The sequence below is a fragment of the Desulfosporosinus metallidurans genome (assembly GCF_001936615.1).
Taxonomy (GTDB): domain Bacteria; phylum Bacillota; class Desulfitobacteriia; order Desulfitobacteriales; family Desulfitobacteriaceae; genus Desulfosporosinus; species Desulfosporosinus metallidurans.
In genome coordinates this window covers 48175-74399 of sequence record NZ_MLBF01000008.1, presented here as the reverse complement: position 1 = coordinate 74399, position 26225 = coordinate 48175, and the positions used below count along the sequence as shown (strand labels likewise).

The 26225-nt window shown below is 46.8% G+C and carries 23 protein-coding genes and 2 riboswitches; of the genes, 16 read left to right on the top strand and 7 right to left on the bottom strand.

Annotated elements, in window-relative coordinates:
• Positions 1–73: 73 nt before the first annotated feature.
• The 4 genes from DSOL_RS07580 to DSOL_RS07565 all read left to right on the top strand — a co-directional run bounded on the left by DSOL_RS07580 (position 74) and on the right by DSOL_RS07565 (position 7041).
• Positions 74–1432, top strand: a complete 1359-nt coding sequence (locus tag DSOL_RS07580) for an MATE family efflux transporter (RefSeq protein WP_075364261.1) — start codon at positions 74–76, stop codon at positions 1430–1432.
• A 178-nt stretch (positions 1433–1610) separates the two neighbouring features.
• Positions 1611–1705: riboswitch (cyclic di-GMP riboswitch) on the top strand.
• 217 nt (positions 1706–1922) lie between these two features.
• Positions 1923–3983: a methyl-accepting chemotaxis protein gene (locus DSOL_RS07575; protein WP_075364260.1), complete on the top strand. Its 2061-nt coding sequence runs from the start codon at positions 1923–1925 to the stop codon at positions 3981–3983.
• Positions 3984–4092: 109 nt separating this feature from the next.
• Complete coding sequence (locus DSOL_RS07570) at positions 4093–4779, top strand: DUF2225 domain-containing protein (RefSeq protein ID WP_075364259.1); 687 nt, start codon at positions 4093–4095, stop codon at positions 4777–4779.
• A 111-nt stretch (positions 4780–4890) separates the two neighbouring features.
• Complete coding sequence (locus DSOL_RS07565; RefSeq protein ID WP_075364258.1) at positions 4891–7041, top strand: Tex family protein; 2151 nt, start codon at positions 4891–4893, stop codon at positions 7039–7041.
• A gap of 6 nt (positions 7042–7047) precedes the next feature.
• Here DSOL_RS07565 and DSOL_RS07560 read toward each other — a convergent pair whose 3' ends face one another.
• Positions 7048–8343, bottom strand: a complete 1296-nt coding sequence (locus DSOL_RS07560) for a glycosyl hydrolase family 18 protein (RefSeq protein WP_075364257.1) — start codon at positions 8341–8343, stop codon at positions 7048–7050.
• A gap of 165 nt (positions 8344–8508) precedes the next feature.
• On the opposite strand from DSOL_RS07560, the gene DSOL_RS07555 reads away from it, so the two are divergent.
• From DSOL_RS07555 to fdhF, 12 genes are all read left to right on the top strand, one after another.
• Positions 8509–9441, top strand: a complete 933-nt coding sequence (locus DSOL_RS07555) for a DMT family transporter (protein WP_075364256.1) — start codon at positions 8509–8511, stop codon at positions 9439–9441.
• A complete protein-coding gene (locus DSOL_RS07550) occupies positions 9407–10588 on the top strand; it encodes an amidohydrolase (protein WP_075364326.1) in 1182 nt (393 codons plus the stop codon). Before DSOL_RS07555 ends, DSOL_RS07550 begins: the two co-directional genes overlap by 35 nt.
• A gap of 4 nt (positions 10589–10592) precedes the next feature.
• Positions 10593–11528 (top strand): DMT family transporter, encoded by a 936-nt coding sequence (locus DSOL_RS07545; RefSeq protein WP_075364255.1) that lies wholly within the window; start codon positions 10593–10595, stop codon positions 11526–11528.
• Positions 11529–11819: 291 nt separating this feature from the next.
• Positions 11820–12296 carry a tRNA (adenosine(37)-N6)-threonylcarbamoyltransferase complex ATPase subunit type 1 TsaE gene (gene tsaE / locus DSOL_RS07540; protein WP_075364254.1) on the top strand — a complete coding sequence of 159 codons (477 nt, stop codon included), beginning with the start codon at positions 11820–11822 and terminating at the stop codon, positions 12294–12296.
• Positions 12297–12417: 121 nt separating this feature from the next.
• On the top strand, positions 12418–13152 hold the full coding sequence (gene tsaB / locus DSOL_RS07535; protein WP_075364325.1) for a tRNA (adenosine(37)-N6)-threonylcarbamoyltransferase complex dimerization subunit type 1 TsaB: 735 nt from the start codon (positions 12418–12420) through the stop codon (positions 13150–13152).
• Positions 13145–13612 (top strand): ribosomal protein S18-alanine N-acetyltransferase, encoded by a 468-nt coding sequence (gene rimI, locus DSOL_RS07530; RefSeq protein WP_075364253.1) that lies wholly within the window; start codon positions 13145–13147, stop codon positions 13610–13612. Before tsaB ends, rimI begins: the two co-directional genes overlap by 8 nt.
• Positions 13609–14637: a tRNA (adenosine(37)-N6)-threonylcarbamoyltransferase complex transferase subunit TsaD gene (tsaD, locus tag DSOL_RS07525; RefSeq protein WP_075364324.1), complete on the top strand. Its 1029-nt coding sequence runs from the start codon at positions 13609–13611 to the stop codon at positions 14635–14637. Before rimI ends, tsaD begins: the two co-directional genes overlap by 4 nt.
• 314 nt (positions 14638–14951) lie before the next feature.
• Positions 14952–15200: a hypothetical protein gene (locus DSOL_RS27900; protein ID WP_170871464.1), complete on the top strand. Its 249-nt coding sequence runs from the start codon at positions 14952–14954 to the stop codon at positions 15198–15200.
• Between the two features lie 287 nt (positions 15201–15487).
• Entirely contained in the window at positions 15488–16087 is a 600-nt protein-coding gene (locus DSOL_RS07520) for a 5-formyltetrahydrofolate cyclo-ligase (protein ID WP_075364252.1), read from the top strand.
• Between the two features lie 12 nt (positions 16088–16099).
• Complete coding sequence (gene nuoE / locus DSOL_RS07515) at positions 16100–16582, top strand: NADH-quinone oxidoreductase subunit NuoE (protein ID WP_075364251.1); 483 nt, start codon at positions 16100–16102, stop codon at positions 16580–16582.
• Positions 16583–16594: 12 nt separating this feature from the next.
• Positions 16595–18382 (top strand): NADH-quinone oxidoreductase subunit NuoF, encoded by a 1788-nt coding sequence (nuoF, locus tag DSOL_RS07510; protein WP_075364250.1) that lies wholly within the window; start codon positions 16595–16597, stop codon positions 18380–18382.
• Positions 18383–18421: 39 nt separating this feature from the next.
• Complete coding sequence (fdhF, locus tag DSOL_RS26700; RefSeq protein WP_083642369.1) at positions 18422–21097, top strand: formate dehydrogenase subunit alpha; 2676 nt, start codon at positions 18422–18424, stop codon at positions 21095–21097.
• 149 nt (positions 21098–21246) lie between these two features.
• Here fdhF and thiC read toward each other — a convergent pair whose 3' ends face one another.
• From thiC to thiS, 6 genes are read right to left on the bottom strand one after another with little or no spacing between them, the layout of a single operon-like run.
• Positions 21247–22524: a phosphomethylpyrimidine synthase ThiC gene (gene thiC, locus DSOL_RS07495; RefSeq protein ID WP_075364247.1), complete on the bottom strand. Its 1278-nt coding sequence runs from the start codon at positions 22522–22524 to the stop codon at positions 21247–21249.
• Positions 22525–22559: 35 nt separating this feature from the next.
• On the bottom strand, positions 22560–23201 hold the full coding sequence (gene thiE, locus DSOL_RS07490) for a thiamine phosphate synthase (protein WP_075364246.1): 642 nt from the start codon (positions 23199–23201) through the stop codon (positions 22560–22562).
• Entirely contained in the window at positions 23198–23821 is a 624-nt protein-coding gene (thiF, locus tag DSOL_RS07485; RefSeq protein ID WP_075364245.1) for a sulfur carrier protein ThiS adenylyltransferase ThiF, read from the bottom strand. The genes thiE and thiF overlap by 4 nt, the downstream gene beginning before the upstream one ends.
• On the bottom strand, positions 23818–24948 hold the full coding sequence (thiH, locus tag DSOL_RS07480; protein ID WP_075364244.1) for a 2-iminoacetate synthase ThiH: 1131 nt from the start codon (positions 24946–24948) through the stop codon (positions 23818–23820). The genes thiF and thiH overlap by 4 nt, the downstream gene beginning before the upstream one ends.
• Positions 24949–24951: 3 nt before the next feature.
• Positions 24952–25755, bottom strand: a complete 804-nt coding sequence (locus tag DSOL_RS07475; protein WP_282433532.1) for a thiazole synthase — start codon at positions 25753–25755, stop codon at positions 24952–24954.
• 4 nt (positions 25756–25759) lie between these two features.
• Positions 25760–25960 carry a sulfur carrier protein ThiS gene (thiS, locus tag DSOL_RS07470; RefSeq protein ID WP_045572941.1) on the bottom strand — a complete coding sequence of 67 codons (201 nt, stop codon included), beginning with the start codon at positions 25958–25960 and terminating at the stop codon, positions 25760–25762.
• A 129-nt stretch (positions 25961–26089) separates the two neighbouring features.
• A riboswitch (TPP riboswitch) is annotated at positions 26090–26190 on the bottom strand.
• Between the last annotated feature and the right edge of the window lie 35 nt (positions 26191–26225).

Below are 26225 nucleotides of genomic sequence, written 5' to 3'. Positions count from 1 at the left end.
TAACATAATTCTGATATAATAAGAAAATATGTCATGTCCAATAAATGGCTATATAGCATAAAGGAGAGATAGGATGATTCGTTCCCAACAACTTGGAGAAGAAAAGATTGGAAAACTTCTACTTAGTTATTCTGTACCGGCAATTATCGGAATGCTGGTGAATGGTCTATATAACATCGTTGATAGAATTTTTGTGGGTCGAGGAGTCGGGTCATTGGCACTTTCGGGGATTGCAATCAGCTTTCCTATTACATTAGCCATCATGGCCTTTGGGATGTTAATCGGAATTGGCGCGACCTCTGTAATTTCCATACGGTTGGGTCAGCAGAAAAGAGAAGAGGCTGAACGGATTGTCGGCAATGCGTTTAGTCTGCTTGTTGGGATTTCGTTGATCATTACCCTATTGGGTTACCTTTTTATGGATCCTCTTTTGGTGGGCCTTGGGGCGAGTTCAGAGGTTCTACCTTACGCCAAACAATATATTAGTGTCCTTCTAGGGGGAGCTGTTTTTCAATCGATCGGGTTTGGAATGAATAATTTTATCAGGGCAGAAGGAAACCCGAGAATCGCCATGTACACTATGATTTTGGGAGCAGTATTAAATACAATTCTCAATCCTATATTTATCTTTGGTTTACATATTGGCGTGGCGGGTTCCGCTCTCGCCACTGTAATTTCTCAGTTCGTTACAGCTGCTTGGGTCATGTATTACTTCTTGGGGAATAAAGCGATGCTTAAACTCAGGTTACGGAATCTCCAGCCGGAATGGATTTTAGTCAAAGACATATTGGGTATCGGGCTTTCTCCGTTTGCTATGCAGTTAGTGGGCAGTTTTGTAACTGTGTTCTTAAATAATGCTTTAGCTATCCACGGTGGGGATTTATCAATTGCGGCAATGGGAGTAATTACGAGCATTACCATGCTTATCTTCATGCCGATCTTTGGGATCGGACAAGGGGTTCAACCAATCCTAGGGTTCAACTACGGAGCAAGAAGATATGATAGAGTTAAACAGGCTTTGAAATTAGCGGTGATCGGTGCCACTGGTGTGATGATTTTTGGCTTCTTAATCGTCGAGTTATTTCCCGCGGCATTGATGTCCCTTTTCAGCACAGATCCTGAGCTCGTCCGTATCGGAGCAAGTGGAATGCGTATATATTTGATGATGCTACCAATCATCGGTTTCCAAGTGACTGTCGTGGGTTATTTTCAAGCAACGGGTAAGCCACGAAAATCGTTATTTTTGAGTTTGTCTCGTCAGCTTATTTTTCTGGTCCCCATGATTTGGATTTTGCCGAAATTTTGGGGATTATCGGGTGTTTGGTTAGCTAGTCCGGTTTCGGATTTTGCTTCTGCCGTTTTGACGGCGGTATGGCTATCACAGGACCTTAAACTTTTACATTATGGAGAATCCATTGTCGAGACTAAATAATAATTGCTGAAAAGGGTCCTAGATAAAACTGCTTATGTGTACTTGGCTAGCCTTATGAATTTTTTTAAAATTGAAGGAAAAACGGGATTTTTGTAGAATGATACCTCAATATAGGTGATTATTAGCATAGACGATGACTATTTTTTGGCCTTTGCATTACAATTATACTAGTACACAAAATCATAAGGGGCAAATCTATCGAGAGATTGAGACGCAAAGCCACGGGTCTTAGGATAGTACAGAATGTCTATCAAAGATAGCCGGGTTGCAGAAACGTACATGACAAATGTCTATCTGCTGAAGGTTCGGTAGATAGATATTTTTTGTTCTCCCGTCAGAAAGTATAAGTTATGCAACTAAGGCTTGGCGTCAGCCAGGTTCTCTATATAGGATGGAGTGGAGGCTGATAGAGGGTTCAAACAATGAGTTATCAAGGACGCGAAACGAAGGGTTACATGCGAGGGCTTTTAATTTGAGAGGAGATGATGTTATGTTCAAGAGATTGTTTAATGTTTCTAGTGTTCGTGGTAAAACAATGCTTACTATTTTACCCTTAATAATTGTCACATTAGTGGTCATGACGGCAATTAGTTATAAATATTCCCAATCACTGTTGAGCGATGAGATCCAAAATAAGATGAGTGCTAAGTTACAGGGAACAATAAAGGATATCGAGAAACAACTAACTGAACATGGAACTTTGGTTGAAGGAATTGCTACAACGGCAAACTCCGCTAGTGCTAGCCTTAGCCCAGAGCAGTATTCTAATCTGCTTGTGAAAACTGTCGAAACTGGGGATGTAACCTTTGGAACGGGCCTGTTTTTTGAGCCCTATGCCTACAAAAAAGACGTTAAATACTTTGGACCCTATGCTTATAAAGACAAAGACAAGGTAGTTTTTACGGATGAATATAGTAACGAGAAGTATGACTATCCTAATCAAGATTGGTATAAAACTGGCAAGAATTCGAAAGAGAAGATTGTCTGGACGGATCCCTACTTCGATGCAGTGACAAAGGTTACAATGCTCACAGCCTGCGTGCCATTACACGATGAGCAAGGAAATTTCGTGGGAGTTGCGACCGGAGACCTTGATTTTGTGACTCTGCAGAAACTAATCCGTGATATTCATTTGAATATCAAAGCTGATGTCTACCTGCTAAATAGAGAGGGGCAATTTCTCGCAAATCCAGATCAAACAAAAGTGATGAAGGGTAAGATCACGGAAGATCCTAACAAAAGCTTGAGTGATGCCGCCAAAACTATGTTCAATGGCAAAGAAGGAATGTTTACCTATTCTAGAGAAGGAAATAGAAGGGTGTATTATGCACCGGTTCCGGGATTCGGCTGGACGTTGGCCATAGACGTTTCGGAGGCTGATTTATTAGCCCCATTAAATACATTGTTATACAGGATGCTCACGATTTTTGGTTTAGCAATCGTTGTCATAGGTGTCGTTCTTCTCTTTTATAGCCGTTATATTGTTAACAATATTAAAACTGTCAACCAGTTTGCGACAGATATTGTACAGGGGGATCTTAGTAAAAGCATTGTGGTTCGATCGAAAGATGAGTTCGGCCAGATGACTGGAAACCTAAACACGATGATAGGGAATTTCAAGGGAATTATTGAGGGAATTGTGAACAGTTCTCAGCAATTAGCCGCCTCTGCTGAGGAACTGACCGCCAGTGCCGATGAGGGCAGCAGGACAACAGAACAAATCGCTGATTCCATTCAGGAAGTGTCTGACGGCGTTCAACAGAAACTCACGGGGGTAGATGCTACTGTACAGTCGGCCCAATTAGTTTCTGTGCATATGCAGACGATCACTAACGATATCCAAAAGGTGACGACAGGATCACTTGCTACCTCAGAGAAGGCTTCCAATGGAAATAGTGTTGTGAGAAAAGCCGTTGATGAGATGCAAGCGATTAGTAGTAAAGTGACTGAGGCTGCAGATGTAGTGAATAGCCTAGGGGTAAAATCCGGGGAAATTGGTCAAATCGTGGCATTGATAACAAACATTGCTGCTCAAACTAATCTCCTTGCCCTGAATGCTGCAATTGAAGCTGCACGGGCTGGAGAGCAGGGAAGAGGGTTTGCAGTGGTTGCAGACGAAGTGCGCAAACTTGCAGAACAGTCCAGTGACGCAGCCGGAAAGATTAGTGAGTTGGTTGGCGAGATTCAAAAGGAAACCACGAAAGCAGTTCGGACAATGAATGATGGTACCTCTGCTGTTCAAGACGGTATTACTATGGTTAACTCAGCTGGGGAAGCGTTCCAAGACATTTTGCAGGGAGTCAACGACTTTTCGAAACAGGCACAGGCAGTTTCTGAAGTGGTGGAGAAGGTTGGCAGCAGTACAGAGGCAATTGTTTTATCAATCATGGAGGTTGCAAATATTCCAAAGGAAATAGCTGGTAGCCTAGAAAATGTAGCTGCGGGCACAGAGGAGCAGAGCGCTTCTATGGAGGAAATTCGCAGATCGGCTACCTCTCTGGCCCAAATGGCAACGGATTTTCAGGGTAGTGTAACCATGTTTAAGCTTTAATGTTCTAAGTAGATGCCTAACATAAGGGTAAAGATACGAAGAATTAGCAAAAGGCATTAACCAGAAGGTTTATGCCTTTTGCGCTAATATTCCATTGGGGGGAAATCTTATGTCATCAATTGATCCTTTTTATAAGAAAAAAATGGTGTGCGTTTTTTGTGGCAAGCCGTTTACTACTCTAAAAGTGCGTTCCCGGTTTTCGATCCCTTATCAAATAGATAGTGATTTTTGCCCACATTATCGGGAGGGGAATTATAATCCTCACTTTTATTTTGTCAATGTTTGTTCAGAGTGTGGTTTCGCTTTTTCAGAAGAGTTTTCAGATCAGTTCCCCTTAGGGTCTAGAGAGGTCATTCACTCGAACATTACAAAACACTGGACAAAACGAAATTTTGGTGAGGTAAGGGACATTCAACAGGCTTTGGAATCCTATAAACTGGCTATCTTAGCAGGGTCCCTCAAAAAAGAAAAAAATGCCGTTCTGGCAGGACTTTGCTTACGTCTTGCATGGCTGTATCGGGCCGAAAAAATGCCGGAACAAGAAAGCCGTTTTCTAGCTTCCGCACTTAACGCCTATGAAGAATCGTTTGTTCATTCGGATTTCACGGGCACATCCATGTCTGAATTAAACGTTCTGTTCATGATTGGAGAGCTGAGCCGTCGCTTAGGGCAATATCAAAAGGCTATTTTGTACTTTTCTAAAGTCATTCAACATAAAGATGCCAAAGATGAACAGAAAATTGTCAACAGAGCGCGTGAACAATGGAGAGTGGCTAAAGAAGAATATCATCAATGAATTGCGAGATGGTAATATATACAAGATTAGTTTCTTCGGTCGGCTAAGAATGGTATACTAATTGCAATAGGTTTAGGCGATTTGCAATAGGATCTAGGGAGGTAACTACCTTTGGAATTTACTCAAGTCATTGCCAAGGAACTTGGTCTAAAGATAACCCAAGTCAAAGAAGCAGTTAACTTATTGGATGGGGGAAATACCATCCCTTTTATTGCCCGCTATCGTAAAGAAGCAACCGGAGAACTCGATGAAAATGTGCTACGCGACATTGTGGAGCGTTTAGACTATTTGCGGCGTTTGGATCAGCGGAAAACAGAAGTCGTGCGTCTGATTGATGAACAGGGGAAGCTGACCGAAGAACTGTCGGCTCAAATTACGGCGGCAACGGTGCTTCAAGATGTCGAAGATCTCTACCGACCCTATAAACAGAAACGTCGCACGCGGGCAACCATTGCTAAAGAAAAGGGACTAGAGCCTTTGGCAACGTGGCTGTTGACTCAATATTCTGGAGTTAGAGCGAATCCTCAAGCAGAAGCAGAACGATATATCAATGCGGAGTTAGATGTGAATTCAACGGAGGAAGCTTTGTCGGGAGCGATGGATATTATCGCGGAAACCATCGCGGATGATGCCATTCTTCGCAAACGAATCAGGGAAGAGACCTTGCGCATTGCGGATGTGGTGGCCTCTGCAGTGGCGAAGAAAGCCCAAGAACGGTCCTCCTTTGAGATGTATTATGATTATAAGGAACCTGTCCGCAAGATTCCTCCCCATCGAATTTTAGCTCTGAATCGCGGAGAAAAAGAAGAGTTTTTATCTGTGAAAATTGAAGCTCCCTTAGAAACTCTAGAGCGAATTATTGAACGGCTTTATGTCAAAACGGGCCCTTGTGCTCCTTTTGTTCAGAAGGCGGCTCTTGATGCCTATAAACGATTGATCGAACCTTCGATTGAACGGGAAATTCGAGCTGAACTTTCCGCTCAAGCGGAAGAACAAGCCATAAAAGTGTTTGCGGCCAACCTTCGACAGCTTTTACTTCAGCCACCAGTTCGAGGGAAAATGGTTTTAGGGCTTGATCCCGGATTCAGGACAGGGTGTAAGTGGGCGGTCGTGGATGAGACAGGAAAGCTCCTTAAGGTTGGGGTTATCTATCCACATACGGGAAAGAACAAACGAGAAGAAGCCAAGGATATCTTGCGGAAGGCCATTGCTGAGTTTGATGCCAATATCATAGCCATCGGAAATGGGACAGCCTCCAGGGAAACGGAAGAAGTTGTGGCTGAGATGATTCGGGAGGACGGGCTTGCTACCGAGTTTATCTTAGTAAGTGAAGCTGGGGCGTCCGTGTATTCCGCTTCAAAATTGGCAGGCGAAGAATTTCCGGAGTTTGATCTTTCCTTACGGAGTGCCGTGTCCATCGCCAGGCGGCTTCAAGATCCCTTGGCAGAACTGGTGAAGATTGAACCGAAAGCGGTTGGGGTGGGTCAATATCAGCACGATGTACAGCCTAAGCGATTAGAAGAATCTCTGCATGGGGTCGTGGAATCTTGTGTTAATGTTGTAGGTGTCGATTTAAACACCGCCTCGGCTTCTTTGCTTCAATACGTGGCTGGGTTGAAGCCAGCGGTTGCCAAAAACATCGTAACTTGGCGGGATGAACATGGGAAATTCAGCCGACGTGATCAACTTAAGAAAATTCCGCGGCTTGGAGCGCAAACCTATATTCAGTGTGCAGGATTTATTCGTCTCCCGGATGGCGTTAATCCTCTGGAAAACACGCCAGTCCATCCGGAATCCTATTCCCTGGCTGAAGACATCTTAAAAAAGGTGGGCAACACGCCTGGGGATTTGCGGAATCACCTCGCTGAAGTGCGCAAAAAGCTCGCTCTATTAGTACCTGAAGAGCTGGCTGAAGAGTTTGGGGCTGGAGTTCCTACTGTTCGCGACATTTTGGATGCCCTACAAAGACCAGGCAGAGATCCTCGGGAGGACTTGCCACGACCGTTATTACGGCGAGATGTCACTCATATGGAGGATCTCAACGAAGGTATGGTCTTAGAGGGAACTGTGCGCAATGTCGTGGATTTTGGAGCGTTTGTGGACATAGGTGTTAAACACGATGGGCTTGTGCATATTTCTCAACTGAGCGACAAGTTTATCAAACACCCCATGGAAGCGGTCGCTGTGGGGGATATAGTTAAAGTGCGTGTGTTGGGTATTGATAAGGCGAGAGAACGTGTGAGTCTTTCCATGCGTGTTTAAAGGAAATCAACTATTTCGGATGACATCATAGATGGCGGGGTCGTCATTTCCTGGATGCCAGAGAGAGATTCCTCGCAGGTTTAACTGGTTAACGATTTCCAGGAGTGTCTTGAAGTTACGGGCATTGATAAACCATACTTCATGGGGGGTACCATTATTGTCGGTGTACTTGTAATGAGGACCGTTCTGACGGTCTTCAATGATTTGGACATTGTACGTTTTAGCGATGTTTATGGCATCTTGATAGGAGATTCCTGTTCTTCCCGTTCCCCAATCGTAACCATAGGTGGGTAATCCGGCTTCCAACTTTTCCCGAGGAATAACCGTGACAGCGTAGGTGAGCACTTGTTTTACCCAATCCGCAGGAGCAATAGGTCCGGGTGTTTCCCAGCTATAGTCGTAAGTCATGATTCGGACAATATCAACGACTTGCCCTATGCCATAATAGTCATGGGCAGTTGCGCCACTCGTAGTACCTGTGGGGGCTGTCTTAGCCATTAGAGTAGCTACAACTTTTTTGTTAATGCCACTTAAGGCAGCTTTCAACTCACGCAAGAAGAGTACAAAGACCTCTTTGTCTGTCACTAGGAGATTTTCATAATCAATTTCGATTCCGTCGTAGCCCATTTGAGATACTTTATTGACAATATTCCGGATGTGCTTTTGGCGGAGAGCGGGGTCATTGAGGACGGTGGATACGGGCTGACTGTTGTAACTATTGGCAATCAGAGGAATAAATTCAATCCCGTGATTTTTAGCGAAGCTAATGATTTTAGGGTCTTCACCATTCGGAAAGACAGTTAGGTCTCCTTCTGCCGTAAGTTCATACCAAAAGGGAGATATAGTGGTAAAGAGGTCTGAGTTCTTTTGAATCACGGCGAAGGCTTCATCTTGAAGCCAGTAAGGAATCCATCCTGCAACGGATCGTTTGCGGGCAGTCTGTGGAATTCGAATTTGTTGCCCAATGTACAGCTTGTTCGGGTCAACCCCAGGGTTTGCAGCGATTAAACTTGCCAGCGAAATTCCATAAGTTTGGGCTAACGAATAGAAGGTATCCCCAGACTTAATAACGTAGGGTATCGTTCCAGGCGAGGACGGACTTTTTTGCAATTCATTATAAGTAATAGGGCCTACAATTCCATCGGGCTTTAGCCCACGAGCGGTTTGAAATTGGATTACTGCATTCAAAGTCATGCCACCAAAGATCCCGTCAACGGGACCTGGATTATATCCCCAGATTTTTAAACGAGTTTGAACTTCAGCAACATCTGAACCGCGCATGCCTTGTTTTAAAATCCTCATATCTTTTTCACTCCTCAAAGTTGCGTTTGCCATAACTATTGTATTCAGTCGGACCAGTAAACTGTGACAGAGGGCACGCATGGGAATTCAGGACCCCTTTAATTCCGTGCTGTGATAAAGATAAGAGTCTGTTATAATAAGCAAATGGAAAGAGGGTCATCTTACGTGCAGTACGTTCAAAAGAGGCGTTTGCAGGGGGTTGGCGCTGTCCTAGCAGCAGGGACGGGCTATGCCTTGATGTCGATACTAGTTAAAGGGGCGTTCCAACTTGGTCTGGGTCCGATCCAAGTTATTGTCCTACAATCTTGGATATCGTCACTACTTCTTCTTATCTTTGCTGTGGTTTTTAAACGTGAGATATTTAAGGTCACGCTTCATGCGTTGGAGCTTTTGGTCGTTCAAGGGGTGGTCGGGACCTTGGGAACTAGCCTATTATACGCTTATTCCCTTCAGTTTCTGCCGGTTTCTGTGGCAATTTTACTTCTTTATCTCTATCCGGCGTTGGTGTTAGTAGCCGGAGTGATGATATGGCACAAAAAGGTGGGGCGAAAAGAGATGGTGGCCTTCCTCTTAACCTTGGCAGGAACGACCTTGGCAAGCGGAATCTTTTCGGGAGTAAGTGGAGTTGCTTGGGTCGGTATCATCCTTGGTTTGGCTGGAGCCATGGCTTACGCCTCCTTTAATATTGTTGGGGAATTAGTCTTAGCGAAGGTATCCCCTTTAGTCGCGATGTGTTATTCTCAATGGGTTTGCGCTATAGTGCTGTTGTTTATCTTAAAGGGGGACATTATGAGTATTCCTTGGCAGGATGCTCAAACATGGAAAATAGGGCTCTTGCTGGCTACGGTTGCCTCGATCATACCGTTCTATATGGTTTTGGTGGGGATCAATCGGCTGGGTTCAGATAAAGCGGCCATTCTCAGTACCTTTGAGTTACCCATGACGTTTATTCTGGCAGCTGTTTTCCTGAATGAGTTTCCCACAGGGGATCAATGGATTGGCGGAGGCCTAGTTCTAGGTGGAATTTTATTATTAAACTGGAGGAGTCAAAGTGAACAAGGCAATGAGGAAGCTCTTTATAAAGAACGGAACGATTAAAACGATGGCTGGACGTGAATTTGTGGGAGGGGTTTTGATCGAGGGAACAAAAATTACGGCGCTCGGAGAAACATTGGACATAGATGTTCCGGCGGATGCACTTGTGATCGATGCTGTGGGGTGTCTCGTATTGCCCGGGTTTATTGATGCGCATTGCCATGTGGGTATCGGCGAAGAGATTTACCGGTGGGAAGGGGAAGACTTTAATGAAATGACAGATCCTGTGACACCGGACATGCGGGCGATTGATGGAATTAACCCGGAAGATGAGGGTTTCCGTGACGCTCGTTTGGGTGGAGTGACGGCGGTATTTACGGGGCCTGGGAGTGCAAATGTCATTGGGGGAACAGGGGTAGTCATGAAGACAGCTGGGAAAATTGTGGATAAGATGATTGTCCGTGATCCTGCTGGTTTGAAAGTGGCGTTCGGAGAAAACCCCAAGTCGGTTTACGGCGAACAAAAGAAAATGCCCATGACCAGGATGGGAACGGCTGCGCTCCTTCGACAGGCCTTAGTGGATGCGCAGGTTTACCGAGATAAATTGGAAGAAGGAAAAACGGACCCAGATAAGATCCCGGAGCGGGATTTGGGCTTAGAAACCCTTGTACGGGTAATTAACCATGAAATTCCTCTGCGAGCCCATGCCCATCGTGCGGATGATATTATGACGGCCATCCGTATTGCACAAGAATTCGAGGTCGATCTCGTTATTGAACATTGTACAGAAGGACATAAAATTGCGGAGGAGCTCGCGGAGTTGGGGTACCCCGCCGTTGTAGGGCCTTTGCTGACAAACCGTGCCAAAATTGAGCTTAAGGATAAATCCTTTAAAACGCCAGGTATATTAGCCAAAGCAGGGGTAAAAGTAGCCATCATGACCGATCATTCCGTCACCCCGATTGAACAGCTTCCACTCTGTGCGGCTTTAGCGTGCAAAGCAGGGATGGACATGGAGGATGCACTTAAGGCTATTACCATTAATCCCGCAGAAATCTTGGGGGTGTCTGAGCGCATAGGATCTCTGGAGGTGGGGAAAGACGCGGATATTGTCATCTGGAGTGAACATCCCTTTGTCATCACGGCCCGACCGCTTTATGTCATTATTGACGGCAAAATTGTAAATCCAGAACCCAGGGCGGGTGAATGAGCGTATGAGTTCTAAATCATCTTCAAGCCTGCCCATCCTTGCTGGAATCGGCATGGCGGTGATCTGGGGTTTCTCCTTTTTATTTACTAAGGAGACCTTAAACCATACGTTTCCCCTCCAGCTGCTTGGTTTTCGTTTCGGGGTCGCAGCGCTTCTGCTCACGGTGTTAAAGTTGATTGGCGTGATCCGCATTGACCTCAAAGGAAAACCTATTTTCTCATTAGTTCTCCTAGCACTTTTTCAACCGGGAATTTACTTTTTAGGGGAGACTTGGGGAGTCAAGTGGACTTCTGCCTCTGAGGCGGGTATGGTTATTGCTTTGGTTCCAGTAGCAATTGCAGTCATGGCTGCGGTTTTTCTTAAAGAAAGACTTAATTCAAAGCAGGTCCTTTCGATTTTGGCCTCAGTGTTTGGTGTGATATTAATTGTATCTGCTCAAGGAAGCTTTCAGGTCGGTGAACATCTTTGGGGAATTCTTGCTCTTCTCGTGGCTGTTTTGTCAGCCAGTGCGTACAGTATTCTTGCAAGGCACTCCTCTAGGACGTTTGCTCCCCTAGAGATCACCTTTATTATGATGTGGGCAGGGACTGTGATCTTTAATGTGCTAGGAGTAGGCCAAAGCGCAATCGAAGGATCTATCTCGGCTTACTTTAAACCGCTTCAATTGGCGAGTGTGGTAGAAGCGATCTTCTATTTGGGAATTATATCGTCAGTTCTTGCGTTTTTCCTCTCTAATTATATGTATGCAAAACTGCCAGCTTCCCAAACAGCACCTATCTTAAATCTTGTTACGGTTGTGTCGGTTTTTTCGGGTGTGGTTTTTCGGGGAGAGCAGTTTGGTTGGCTTCAGGCTGTGGGGATAACCCTAATTATTTTAGGAGTCTGGGGCACGAATAGTTTTGGCAGAACGAATCTTCCACCACTGATGGAGAGTGCTTAATCGAGCTTCGAGGTGTGAAGTACGAGGTCCGATTATCGCACATTGAGCACATTCCCTATATTTTTCACCTAAACAGGTTACATTATCTATAACATTATAATATTTCCCTGTTAAGGATATCAAATTCAGAAGTGTATCCCACGAGTTGTCAAAAAGAGTATCGATCGGGTTGCTGTAAGAATGTTTTTTAGAGATACATTGAGATGTGCGTTAAAAACTTGGAGCATATAAAAAAACTTATTAAGAAAGGAAACGGTTAAAGTTTGTCCAAGTTTTCTTAACCAGACAAGCATGGAATACAGAGTTACGAGTATAACAGCTGAGCAAACTCGAGAGTGGGGAAATCGATTGGGTAGGCATTTGCAGGGTGGAGATGTCGTGTCTTTAATAGGGGATCTGGGTGCAGGAAAAACGGCCTTTGCACAAGGGGTCGGCGAAGCGTTAGGTGTCAAAGGCCCCATGACCAGCCCAACGTTCACTTTGCAACATGAGTATTTAGGGCAACTTACGGGAACAGGGGTCAAAGCCCGCTTGATTCACATGGATTTATACCGACTTCAACGTCCTGAAGAGGTGGAAGTGATCGGAGTTGAAGATGCATTCGTAGAGGATGCCATCTGTTTAATTGAATGGCCCCAAATTGCGGAAGATTATTTACCAGAAGATCGCTTAGAAGTGGAGATCCTTGGGAGCGGAGAATCTCCACGTGAGATTATCTTTCGCGCTCGAGAACGTGATTGGGAGCAACGTTTAAAAGTTATGGCTTGACTTAAGTTATTTGGCAGCAGTGAACTCATTCGGCTAAAGCTGAACATCGAGGCCGGTTGGGGAGTCTTGGAAGTAGATGAATTATAACTATTTAAACGAGATGGAAAGGTTCGGAGGTCCGATGAAATATTTAACGATAGATACGACAACAAAAGTGACAGCGGTGGCCTTAGCGGAAGACGGAAGGCTTATTGCTGAGGGTTTTTTACATACCACAAAGACTCACTCAGAGCGTCTTATTCCGATGCTTGAGCAATTACTTACAGCCTCGGCTTGGACACTTCAGGAGTTAAGCATGATCGGGGTGGTGCGAGGACCGGGTTCGTTTACTGGAATTCGGATCGGAATTGCGACCGCCCAGGGATTGGCCCAAGTGCTAAACCTTCCGCTTATTGGCGTAGTGTCTCTCGATGCCTTAGCCTGGGCAGGGCTGGGGAGAACAGAAGACATTGTTCCTATTCTGGACGCGCGTAAAAATGAATGGTACACGGCGCGTTATCATTGGACGAGAGGGGAAGAGAAGGCAGAGTGTTTAACCCCTCCTCAGGCTTTGCCCACAGATCAATGGCTGGAATATTTGAAGGGTTTGGAGCGTCCGATTTGTTTTGTTGGGGATGCAGTGACAAAGGCTAAGGGGCGAATTGTAGAGGTTTTGGGTGAGAAAACTGTGATTTTGCCAGAGTATATGAGTTTGCCAAGGGGTGCCTATGCCGTACGTGAGGTTTGGCAACGATGGCAAGAAACGGGCGTAGGTGAACGGGTTCAACCGTACTACATTCGTTTTTCGGAAGCGGAGGTCAACTGGGCCAAAAAAGAGGAAGCCCGTAAGAAAGAAGGGCATAAGGGGCATGAGTAAAGGGATTGTGCGTCCCATGCAGATGGACGATCTCCAAGCCATCCTGGAAATCGAGCGTGCCTCTTTCTCCACTCCTTGGTCTTTACAGGCTTTTAAGGCGGAACTTAAAGACAACGAGTACGCTCGTTATCTTTGCCTAGAGTTAGAGGGTCAGGTTATCGGGTACATGGGACTTTGGTTTATCCTTGATGAAGGGCATATCACCAACATCGCCATTGCTCCAGACTATCGTGGGCAACATTGGGGCGAGTATCTCATGCGTTCCATGATGGACAGAATGGTAGAGCAGGGCATGGAACGGATGACGCTCGAAGTTCGGACTTCAAACAGCCAGGCACAGTCTTTATATAAGAGATTAGGTTTCACCACTGCTGGGGTTCGGAAAGGGTATTATGCAGACACCCAGGAGGATGCGTTAATTATGTGGGTGGAATTGGGAATGGATGTGAATGTGTTGTGACAGGTAGCCAGAAAGACCAGGTTATCATTTTAGGGATTGAAACGAGTTGTGATGAGACTTCAGCGGCCATTTTGGTTGACGGAACGGATTTGCGTAGTCATGTCATTTCGTCTCAGATTGCGACGCATCAAAAATATGGTGGAGTTGTGCCCGAAATCGCTTCGCGCGAACACAGTCTTCATCTTCAACCGGTTGTCCAGCAAGCTTTAGATGAGGCAAAGGTCGGCTTTTCCAATTTATCGGCTATTGCGGTGACCCATGGTCCTGGGCTGGTAGGATCTCTTTTAGTGGGAGTTTCTGGAGCGAAGGCTATGGCCTACGCAGCCGGAATTCCGCTGCTTGGTATTAATCACTTGGAAGGGCATATCTATGCCAACTTTTTGCATCATCAGGATATTGAATTTCCATTTTTGTCTTTATTGGTTTCAGGAGGACATACCCATTTAATCTTATTTGAAGCCCACGGACAGTACCAAGTGCTAGGGCAGACACGGGATGATGCTGCTGGCGAGGCATTGGATAAAGTGGCTCGAACTTTGGGTTTAGGTTATCCAGGTGGGCCTCAAATTCAAAAAGTAGCTCAGGAGGGGGATGCGCAAGCGTTTAAGTTCCCTAGGGCTATGTTAGAACCGACAAGCTTGGATTTTAGCTTTAGTGGCATGAAGTCGGCTGTCTTAAACACCTTGAATTCCGCACATATGCGGGGAGAAACCCTCCGCGTACCGGATCTTGCAGCCTCTTTTCAACAAGCGATTGTAGACGTACTAGTTCGGAAAGCGTTGATGGCTATTGACCAGACCGGAGTAAAGACGCTTCTGCTGGCGGGTGGTGTTGCGGCGAATCGTTTGTTGCGTGAAACCTTAGCTCAGACCTTGGCGGAACGGAGTGTCCGTCTAGTTTCTCCGCCCCCTCTCTTTTGTACGGATAACGGGGCAATGATTGCGGTGGCAGGGTATTATCATTATTTAGCTGGAGATTACGCTCCTTGGACTCTTAATGCCGTTCCTGGGCTGGGGCTTGTGTGAGGGACTTGTGTGACACAGCGCTCGGTGTTACGACGCAGAGCAAACTAACCGTTCAAGCTCCCGGCTTTGGGGAGCGGGGTTCCCGCCAACTGCGCCCTCCTTGGCGCAGTTGGCGGCAGTGCACCTCCCTGTGCACTGCCCCGTATTTGGGGTCGGTCGCTTTAACGGAAGTTTGCTAGTCTGCTTACGTAAATACGTCGCGCTCGTGTCACACTGCGTCCCGGGCTGGGGTCTGGGAACGGAAGCGAAGGGACGGTTCTCTTGCTTCCGTGGCTCGGGTCGGGGAATGGAGAACGTGGAAATGGAGCGTTTGGGTGGACGGCACATTTCATGTGCATCGTCTGTGTGTGCAAGCGTTAGGACGGTGCAGAACCGAATTGGCCGTTCAAGCTCGGGGCTTTGGTTTGGGAGTGAGGTTGCTGCTAGATGAGCCTTTAGGGTACTATACCAGCCTTGACAAATTAGGACGAAAGATACTAGACAAAGCGAGGAAGTGGATTTCCTCGCTTTTTAGTATCCCAAAATTACTTTGCTGGAGGAGGGAGCGTACGTCCTGTGGATAAGGCCAACCTGTGGATAATGTGGATAAGTCTGTAGATAAGTCATTGAAGCGGTTTTTAGGTTTTTGACTTATTTAAAGCACTTTGGATAAAGTTACCCACAGAGCCTGTGGATAGTGTGGATAACCTAGGGAAAAGGCGGAATGCCAAGATTTCAAATGTGGATATCATTGTGTGTTCTCATTTCTCACAAAATAATACAAAATTCTTTAAAAACCAGAGAAGGAATTTCCCCCTATTGAGCGAATCTTTTAATAAGCATGAGATTTTACCAAAGGGGTTGTACTGACATGAATGAGGCAAAACAGTCTTTAAAGGCCGAAGTACGCAAATCATGTTTATTGCAGAGAGCCGCTTTGGGAGAGGAAGAGAGAGAGACCAAAAGCAGAATTATTCAGCAAAAAATTCAGAATTTGCCAGAGTTCCAACAGGCTCAAGTTGTCATGTTATTTCTTAACTTCCGCGATGAAGTAGAGACTACGGCTTTAGCGGAGGCGACGATAGCGCTCAACAAAAAGCTGATATTACCGCGTTGTGCATCCCATGGCCTACTTCTTCCCATCGAAGTAGGAGACCTTACAGAAGATATTGAACCAGGAGTTTGGGGAATTCGCGAACCTAAGCTGAATAAAGGGGAAACAGATCCATCTGAAATTGATTTGATTATCGTGCCCGGTGCAGGGTTTGACCTTTCAGGAGATCGTTTAGGGTATGGTGGTGGCTTTTATGATCGCTTCTTTATGCGGCTAAATCCCTTAACACCAAGAGTGGCTCTTTGTTTTGAATGTCAAGTTATTGCACAGGTACCGGTTGACAAGCACGATGCCAAAATGACGATGTTGATCACAGAGAACGATGTTTACGATTTTAGAACGTTAGGAATTCAATAGGGGGGGATTCATTTGGGCATCGCATGTGAAAATTTAGTGGACCCGAAGCAAATCAAATTGGATGAAATCATTAGCAGGTATCGAAATGAGAATGGACCTCTCATTCCAATCTTGCAAGAAGCTCAAGGAGTTTATGGATATTTGCCAGCTCATGTGCTTAAGTACATTAGTAAAGCAATGCGGATACCACTTGCTAAGATCTATGGTGTGGTTACGTTTTATTCCCAGTTTCGCTTAACACCTGTTGGACGAAATTTAATCAATGTGTGTTTGGGGACGGCTTGCCATGTGCGTGGAGGAGCCAAGATATTGGAAACTATGGAAAAATCCTTAAACATTAAAGATGGAGCGACGACGGAAGATGGGCGCTATACTTTGGAAATTGTGGCATGCATTGGAGCCTGTGGCCTTGCACCGGTGATATCGATCAATAATGAGGTTCATGGACGATTATCACCTGAGAGTCTTGCAGGAATATTAGCCAAATACGAGTAGGGGGATAAAGGGATGGCAGAAAACCAACGGATTCTCGTCTGTGCGGGGACGGGGTGCGCCTCATCTGGTGCACACAAAATTATTGACGTTTTGCAGGACGAAGTAATACGCCAAGGCCTTCAGGATTCTGTAAGTATTGTATCAACAGGATGCCACGGCTTTTGTGAACAGGGACCGACCCTAATTATTGAACCGCAACAAACACTGTATACGCTTGTAAAGCCTGAGGATATTCCTGAAATTGTAGCTCAAGACCTTAAGGAAGGGAAGCGTGTAGAGCGGCTTCTCTACACAGATCCTCTCACCAAAAGCCCTGCGACCACATTTGCTAACGCCAATTTTTTCGCGAAGCAAGTGCGTGTTGTTTTAAAGAATTGTGGTTTTATTGACCCTGAACGGATCGAGGATTATGTTGAACGAGATGGTTATAAGGGTTTAGCAAATGCGCTAAAGATGTCGCCTGATGAAGTCGTTGAGGAGGTCAAGAAAGCCGGACTTCGTGGACGAGGAGGAGCAGGGTTTCCGACTGGGCTTAAATGGGGCTTTTGTCGGAACTCTCCGGGCGATAAAAAATACATCATCTGTAATGCTGACGAGGGAGATCCCGGGGCTTTTATGGATCGTGGTGTCCTAGAAGGGGACCCTCATTCTGTCATCGAGGGCATGTTAATCGGTGCTTTTGCTATCGGTGCTGACGAAGGGTATGTTTACTGCCGTGCGGAATATCCACTCGCCATTAAACATATGGAAATTGCGATAGCTCAAGCGGAAGCAGCGGGTTACCTAGGCGAAAACATCTTGAATTCCGGGTTTAATTTCCGTCTTCGAATTAGGGCTGGAGCAGGTGCTTTTGTCTGTGGCGAAGAAACCGCGCTTATGGCATCCATTGAAGGAAGGCGCGGAATGCCAACGGTTCGTCCGCCATTTCCTGCCCAGAGTGGCTTATGGGGAAAACCCACGAATATTAATAACGTGGAAACGTGGTCCAGTGTTCCTCACATTTTGAAAAATGGTGCCGACTGGTATACCCAATACGGAACAGAAAAGAGTAAAGGGACGAAAATTTTTGCTCTGACTGGGAAAATCAACAATACGGGCCTGGTAGAGGTTCCCATGGGCACCACTCTCCGTGATATTCTCTTTGATATCGGGGGCGGAATTCAAAATGGTAAGGCCTTTAAAGCGGTGCAGATTGGTGGCCCTTCGGGCGGTTGTTTACCCGATGAAATGCTTGACCTTGAAGTGGATTATGACACCTTGACCAAAGCAGGAGCTATGGTTGGCTCGGGTGGTCTGGTTGTCATGGATGAAACCACTTGCATGGTGGATATTGCGCGCTTTTTCTTAGACTTTTCCCAAAAAGAGTCCTGCGGTAAATGTACTCCCTGCCGGGAAGGGAACAAGCGGATGTGGGACATCCTGGATCGGATCACAAAAGGAGAGGGGAAATTAGAAGACCTCGATACGCTGGAGAATCTCGCCTTGGTCATAAAAGAGACTTCGCTTTGTGGACTGGGGCAAAACTCACCAAATCCTGTGTTGGCCACGCTTAAGTACTTCAGGAGCGAATTTGAAGCACATATTCTTGAGCATAAATGTCCAGCACATGTTTGTTCTGCCTTACTCACTTATTCAATTGATGAGGAAAAATGCAAGAAATGCGGACTTTGTGCCAAGAACTGTCCGGTTGGCTGCATTTCAGGGGATAAGAAAACACCGTATAAGATTGATGAAGCTGCTTGCATCAAATGCGGAACCTGTTTAGAAAAGTGTAAGTTTGATGCGGTTACTCGCGCTTAAACTAGTCCTAACCGATAAACTGAGAGGAGGCACTTTGAATTGATTACACTAACAATTGATGGGCGTGAAGTCGTTGTTCCGAAGGGAACGACCGTGCTAGAAGCCTGTCGTATGAATAATATTCCGATTCCCACTTTGTGTCATGACCCGGAGCTTACCCCTTCAGGCGCCTGCCGTTTGTGTGTCGTTCAAATCGAAGGGATGCGCAATCTTCCCCCGTCATGTGTCACGCAAACAACCCAGGGCATGGTGGTACAAACCCAAAATCCTAAAGTTCGGGCTGCGCGAAAAACGATTCTTGAACTTTTGGTAGCGAATCATCCCTTAGATTGCATGACATGTCAAAAAATGGGAAATTGCTCTTTGGCTGAGTATGCCTATGAGTACGGTGCCACGGGAGAACTTTATAAGGGTGAGCGCCGTAACCTTCCAATTGACGAAGGAAATCCTTTTATTTTAAGAGATCCTAATAAATGTATCTTGTGTGGGAAATGTATCAAAGCTTGTAGTGAAGTTCAGGGAAAAAGCATTCTAGACTTTTCATTCCGTGGATTTGATGCCCAAGTGGGCCCGGCCTTTAATCTTCCCTATCACGAATCAGATTGTGATTTCTGCGGTTCATGTGTCTCGGTCTGTCCGGTAGGTGCCTTGACCGAAAAGAAAATGGTCGGTAAAGGACGTCCCTGGGAAGTGTCGAAAGTCCAAACAACATGCCCATTTTGTGGGGTTGGATGTAACTTTGACCTAAATGTGAAAGACGGTAAAGTCATTGGCGTGACTTCAAATCCAGAAGCACCGGTCAATGGTAAGGCCTTATGTGTCAAAGGGCGGTTTGGGATGGATATGATTCATAGTCCCAAACGTTTGACGACCCCTCTGATTCGAAAAGATGGGGTTTTAGTCCCAGCAGAATGGGATGAGGCTTTAGATTTAGTGGCCTCAAAGTTTAGCGAAATTAAGAATACCTATGGCCCGAATTCCCTTGCTGCGTTAAGTTCTGCCCATTGCACCAACGAAGAAAATTATTTAATGCAAAAATTCATGCGCGCGGTGATCGGTACCAATAATGTCGATCACTGCGCTAGGACCTGACACGCTCCCACTGTGGCCGGTCTGGCCACTTCATTTGGCTCGGGAGCGATGACAAATTCCATTAATGAAATTCCATATACCAAAGTTATGTTTGTGATTGGTTCAAACGCGACAGAAGCTCATCCTGTGATTGGAACCAAAATGAAGCAAGCGTTAGCCAATGGGGCCAAGCTGATTGTAGTGGATCCTCGGGGCATTAACCTTGCTGAGTGTTCAGATCTTTGGTTGAGGCTTCGTCCGGGAACAGATATTGCTCTGATCAACGGGATTATGAACATTATTCTTGCCAACGGTTGGGAAGACCGTGCTTTCATTGAAGAACGTACGGAAGGGTTTGAGGAATTCCGAGAAGCTATTCAAAAATTCCCTCCCGAAGTGGTTAGTAAAATAACCGGAGTTCCCGTCGAGCAGCTCGTGGAAGCTGCTAGAATCTATGCGACTGCAGAACGGGCAGAGATCTTCTATACCTTAGGGATTACAGAGCACACTTGTGGCACGGATAACGTCATGAGTTTGGCAAATCTAGCCATGCTTACGGGTAATTTGGGTAAGGAGAGTTCTGGGGTTAACCCCTTGCGCGGCCAAAATAATGTCCAAGGCGCCTGCGACATGGGAGCACTGCCCAATGTTTACCCCGGTTACCAACAGGTTGCAAGTCCAGAAGTACGGTCGAAATTTGAAGCGGCTTGGGGCGTCTCCCTAGACCCTAATCCAGGATTTATGATTCCGGATATGTTCGACGCGGCCGTGAGCAAAAATCTTCGCGCCTTGTATGTTTTGGGGGAAGATCCCGTGATTACAGATGCCGATGCGAACCATGTGCGTAAAGGCCTTCAGGCCCTTGATTTCCTTGTTGTGCAAGAGATCTTTATGTCTGAAACGGCTAAATTGGCCGATGTCGTATTACCAGGGGCTAGTTTTGCAGAGAAGACGGGTACCTTCACGAATACGGAACGCAGGGTGCAAATGGTTAATCAAGCCATCAAGCCTATTGGAAACGCTAAGGTTGATGGGGATATCATTTGCGAACTGGCTACCCGCATGGGTTACCCATTCGTATATTCGTCCTCGGAAGAAGTTATGCAAGAAGTGGCGAAACTTACCCCTCAATTTGCCGGAATCACCCATGCGCGTCTAGGTACTCAAGGCTTGCAATGGCCAGTGCCGCATGCTGAACATCCTGGGACCAAGTTCTTACATGAAGGGAAGTTCAACCGGGGCAAAGGGCTCTTTGTTCCGATCGACCACCAGTTACCTGGGGAACAACCGGATGAAGAGTATCCCTTCTTACTCAATACGGGGCGTAAACTTTCCCTTTATAATGTGTTTACACAAAATTCAGAAGCCCTAGTAAGCTATTCTCCAGAAGAGTTGGCGGAGATTAATCCATTGGATGGAAAACAGCTCGGACTCGAAGACGGCGAAGTCGTCAAAGTGGCATCCCGCCGAGGAGAACTGGAAACAAAGATCAAACTCACCGAACGGGTGCCTCTCGGAATGGTCTTTATGACCCTTCACTATGATGAATCTCCAACGAACGTTTTAACCAATGGGGCGTATGATAAAGTCACAAAAACGTATGAGTATAAAGTCTGTGGCGTAAAGATCACGAAACTTAATTAGTACGAAAAAATGGGCCTTCAATACCGAAGGCCCATTTTTTGTACCAATCAGAAAGTATTAATTTCAGGTGGCAGAGCAACTAAGGCGACCGCCTTCGCCGAGGCTTGGCGCTAGCCAAGTTTTCTTTATACCGTGTAGTTCTATAAAATCTATTTGTCCATAATACGGTTCATGAGGCGCATCGAACACATTTCCCCGCACATGGTGCAGCTATCCTGATGCTCAGGGGCGGATTCTTTACGATAACGCTCCGGTTTTTCCCGGTCCAAGGCTAAGTCAAACATTTTCTCCCAATCTAAATCTTGTCTGGCCTGACTCATCTCCCGGTCCCATTCGGCGGCTCCGGGAATCCCTTTGGCGATATCCCCGCTATGAGCTGCAATCTTGACTGCAACGATTCCTTCACGCACGTCATCCAAAGTGGGAAGACGAAGGTGTTCGGCTGGTGTCACATAGCAGAGAAAATCTGCTCCAACCGAAGCGGCTAAAGCTCCGCCGATTGCACTGGTGATGTGATCGTAACCGGGAGCAACGTCGGTGACTAACGGCCCTAAAATGTAAAAGGGTGCTCCATGGCAAAGTTTTTTCGCCAACTGGACATTGGCCACAATTTCATGCAAGGGAACGTGGCCCGGTCCTTCAATCATGACTTGAACATTGCGTTTCCAGGCTCTTTGGGTTAGCTCTCCCATCACGATCAATTCCGAAATTTGGGCTCCGTCTGTGGCATCGGCTATGCTTCCCGGTCGACAGGCATCCCCTAGACTCAAGGTCACGTCGTATTCTGCGCATATATCTAGGAGATCATCGAAATACTCATAAAAAGGGTTCTCCTTCCCGGTTAATTCCATCCAGGCATACAGTAGGGACCCGCCTCGGGAGACGATGTTGGTGACGCGGGAGGTTTGTTGAAAGTGCCGGCCGGTTTCCCTGTTTATGCCAGCGTGGATGGTTACAAAATCAACCCCGTCTCGGGCGTGCTGTTCTACCACGGCTAAGAACTCTTGGGGTGTAATGTCTTCCAACTTTTTATCTAAATAGCCAAGGGCATCATACATAGGAACCGAACCGATCATAGCTGGGGACATGTTGATGAGCCGGTGGCGAAATTCGACGGTTTTACCGTAGTTGCTGAGATCCATAATCGCTTCCGCTTTCATGTCCAGAGCCATGCGTACTTTGGCCAGTTCACTATCGAGGTTGGCACAATCCGGGGAGATACCCAAATTGACATTAACTTTCGTCTTAAGTCCAAGACCGACGCCCTCGGGACTTAACGATGTATGATTGTGGTTAGCTGGGATGACAATGCTGCCCGCCGCCACTCGAAGTCTAATTTCCTCAGCAGTCAGCCCCTCTTTGGCAGCGACCGTTTGCATTGCCGCCGTAATGACTCCGTTTTTGGCCTGTTCCATTTGTGTACTCATCTAATCACACTCTTTCTCTATACTTCATACTGCGCTTAGGTCTGTGTCTCCATAATGCGTTGTAAATCCTTTATTTTGCCCGGAATGTCTGGATTGCCCACAATCTCGGTGACTAAGGCGACGGTCCGAGCTCCCGCCTTGACAACTTCGGCTAGATTATGCTCTTTGATGCCGCCGATTGCGACGAACGGGATCTCCAGATTCTTGACGACGTAGTCTAAATAGTCCAGTCCTACCGGATCACACACATCGATTTTGGTATGGGTGGCAAATAAAGGTCCTACTCCGATGTAATCTGCGCCGTCCTTTACAGCCGCCCTTGCTTGAGCTGGTGAATGGGTAGAAACTCCAATCATGAGATCGGGGCCAATTAACTCACGTACCTTTGACAAGGGCAAGTCGTCTTGCCCAATATGCACACCATCAGCGCCTACGGCAAGAGCCAGATCTAAGTGGTCGTTGATAATGAACAAAGCACCATATTGTTGGGTCATAGTCCGCAGCGCTAGACACTCCTCATACATGATCCTAACTTTTTTGGCTTTTTCCCGGTACTGAAGGATCGGGACGCCAGCAGCCAAAATTTCACCGGCCACCTCAAGATTGCTGCGACCTTGAGAGTGGAGTTCGGAGGTGAGGGCATAGATGCCTGCTGGAAGGCAAGGTATTTCATTCATAATAGATCACTTCCTTCGTCCAGTACCCACGACAACACTAAATTGGCTTGTTTAGCCGCGACAACACCGACGCGGGGAGAGAGTGGCGGTTGATCTTCCGCTACAGTTGTGCAAAAATCACCGACGACTGATAAGCCAGAACCCCAGTGTTTAGTATGGATTGCATCCGTGTCTCCCCAGCCAGCTAGTCCGGATGCGCAGATAATTTTCTTCCCAGATGCCAAACCTTCTTCAACGAACATTTTCTTAGAGGGGGTCTGGTCAAATCCCTCTACCCACACCGTACACTGCCCAAATATCGACTGGACATTATCTGATGTCACGAGAATCGGCCACAATTCCAAGTCTAAGTCGGGGTTGATCTTTAATAGGTTCTCAGCTAGGGCCTCGGTTTTCAAAAGCCCTAATTGATCAGGGAAATAGACTTGTCGATTTAGGTTGCTGGCCTCTACGCGGTCGAAATCGGCCAAGACAAGGTGTGAAAACCCACTGCGCACTAAGTGCCAAGCGACATTGGAGCCTAAGCCCCCTAAACCGGCGATCCCTACGGCTGTTTGTTGGATCTTAGCTAATTGTTCTGGAGGCAATGTCTCGGCCAATCCGGTTATTAAAGGATTCATAGTCCGACAGCATCCTTTTCTCGCATATTCACCCAGTCGCAAAAAGAGGGCAGATAGCCTTTGGCCCGGATCATGCGTACCACTTCAGGGACGGATCGTTCGTCGGCAATTTCAAATTGTGCGCTGCCTACGTTGGCTGTATCACTATAACCACCGACCGAAGTGAGAGCGCCGGCTGACATTCGGGTGATTCCGAGGGGGAGTAGATTTTCGCGCATTTGCGGACTTTCCCGGGTGGATAAAGTAAGTCCCGCCCGGGGTAGAAATAGCCGGTAAGCCAAGATAATTTGGACGAAGAGAGCATCCGTAACGGGTGCAGCAGAGGAGTGAAAACTGCCGGCATAGGGTCTGAGGCGCGGCACAGAGAGCGCGACTTCAACCCCGGGATAAGTCCTTTGCAAGTAATCAGCATGGAGAGCCGAATAAAATGCATCCCGCCGCCAGTCTGAGAGACCCAAGAGTGCTCCTATGTTTACGGCAGAGATTCCGGCTTCACACGCTCGGTCTGGTGCCTCCAAGCGGTAGTGATAATTGCGCTTGGGCCCGGCGGGGTGTACCTCCGCATAGGTGATTTCATCGTAGGTTTCTTGAAAGAGAGTGACAGAATCAATCCCTGCCTCGTATAAACGTCGGTATTCCTCAGTGGATAACGGATAAACTTCAAGCCCCAGAGAGGCAAACATGGGCCGCAAAGCATGGACACATTCTTCCATGTAAGCGGGTCCGCTTTGGGTGCGAGATTCTCCCGTCAAGAGCAGCAAATGCTGTAGCCCAGTCGACGAGATGGCTTTCCCTTCCTTAAGGGCTTGTTCGACGGTTAGCTTGCAGCGTACAATCTTATTGCCAGCATGGAAACTACAATAGACGCATTGGTTACTACAAAAATTAGCGAGATACAGAGGAGTAAACAAACCCATCGTGCGGCCAAAATTGCGGATGGTTAAAGCCTGAGCCTTTTTGGCCATGGGTTCCAAGTAAGATAGGGCAGCTGGGGAAAGCAAGACCGCTAAATCTTGAGGGCGAAGAGTCTCTCGGGCCAACACTCGCTCGACATCGGCGCCCCTAAAACTTGCCCAATTCGACTCGGTGAGCCTGGGTTGCCATTCCGTGATTTGCTCGTAAAACATCCGTTAACCCTCCTGCAAAAAGCCGGTTAAGGGGGAGGAAGCAGCGGCTTCGATCCGTCGTTCACCCGGTCCCGCTAAATAGCCCATACGTCCTGCGGTTACGGCTAAGCGGAAGGCCTGAGCCATGAACACCGGATCTCCTGCCGTGGCAATCGCAGTATTCACAAGCACTGCGGCTGCACCCATTTCCATAGCCTCGGCTGCCTCTGAGGGTCGTCCAATGCCCGCATCGACAATGATCGGCAGAGAAATCTCTTCGATCAGAATCCGGATGAGTTCTTTGGTTTGCAAACCTCTGTTGCTGCCAATAGGAGCTCCTAGGGGCATGATGGCTGACGCCCCGGCATCCTGCAGGCGCCTAGCGGCACCCAGATCTGGACTCATGTAAGGCAGTACCACAAAACCTTCCTTGACAAGTTGTTCCGTGGCCCGTAGCGTCTCCCAATTATCCGGCAATAGGTAACGCTGATCCTGTACAACCTCAATTTTTACCCAATTCCCGCAGCCTGCTGCTTGAGCCAAGCGAGCGATGCGCACGGCTTCTTCAGCTGTGCGCGCACCGGAGGTGTTGGGTAATAAAATGGTGTTTGGGGGCATGTAGTTGAGAATATTCTCTTGGGGGTTTTTCCAATCGACCCGGCGCAAAGCCATAGTTACCACTTGGCTGCCGCTCGCTTCCAGCACCTGAGGCACTATTTCATGAGACGAAAATTTGCCGGTTCCTACGAACAGTCTGCTGTGCAAATTCGCTCCTCCGATGAGTAAACTGTCATCCGATGGATTAACACTCTGTATGGTATCGTTCACGGTATCAGCCACCTCCCATAAAAATTAAGATTTCCAAACGGTCGTCAGCCTGCAAAAGAGTACTCTGCCAATGTTCTTGCTTCAGAATTTTCCCATTGAGCTCTACGACCGCCGCTTTGAGGGTCACCGCATTGTCAGTAAGTAACTGGAAGACGGTACATTCTAAGGGGATTTCCTGCGCTTCACCGTTGACAACAATTTGCACGTACAGCCCTCCTTTCCCTTGATCACGTATGTGTTTGCCGGGGTTCCCGTCTTACTGTCATGGTACTAGGGAGGATAAAGATATAAAAAAATGAGAACTGTGGTAAGCAATTCTCATTTATACTTCTATAAGCATAACGATTAGCTTTCCTCCGCTGGTATTAACCAGATCAGGTTCAAAGGGATCGAGTTTCCTCATCTCAGCCCCGAGGGGCACCCCTAGCATACGACGTATTTAGTTGAGTGGGATTAATACTTATCCTAGT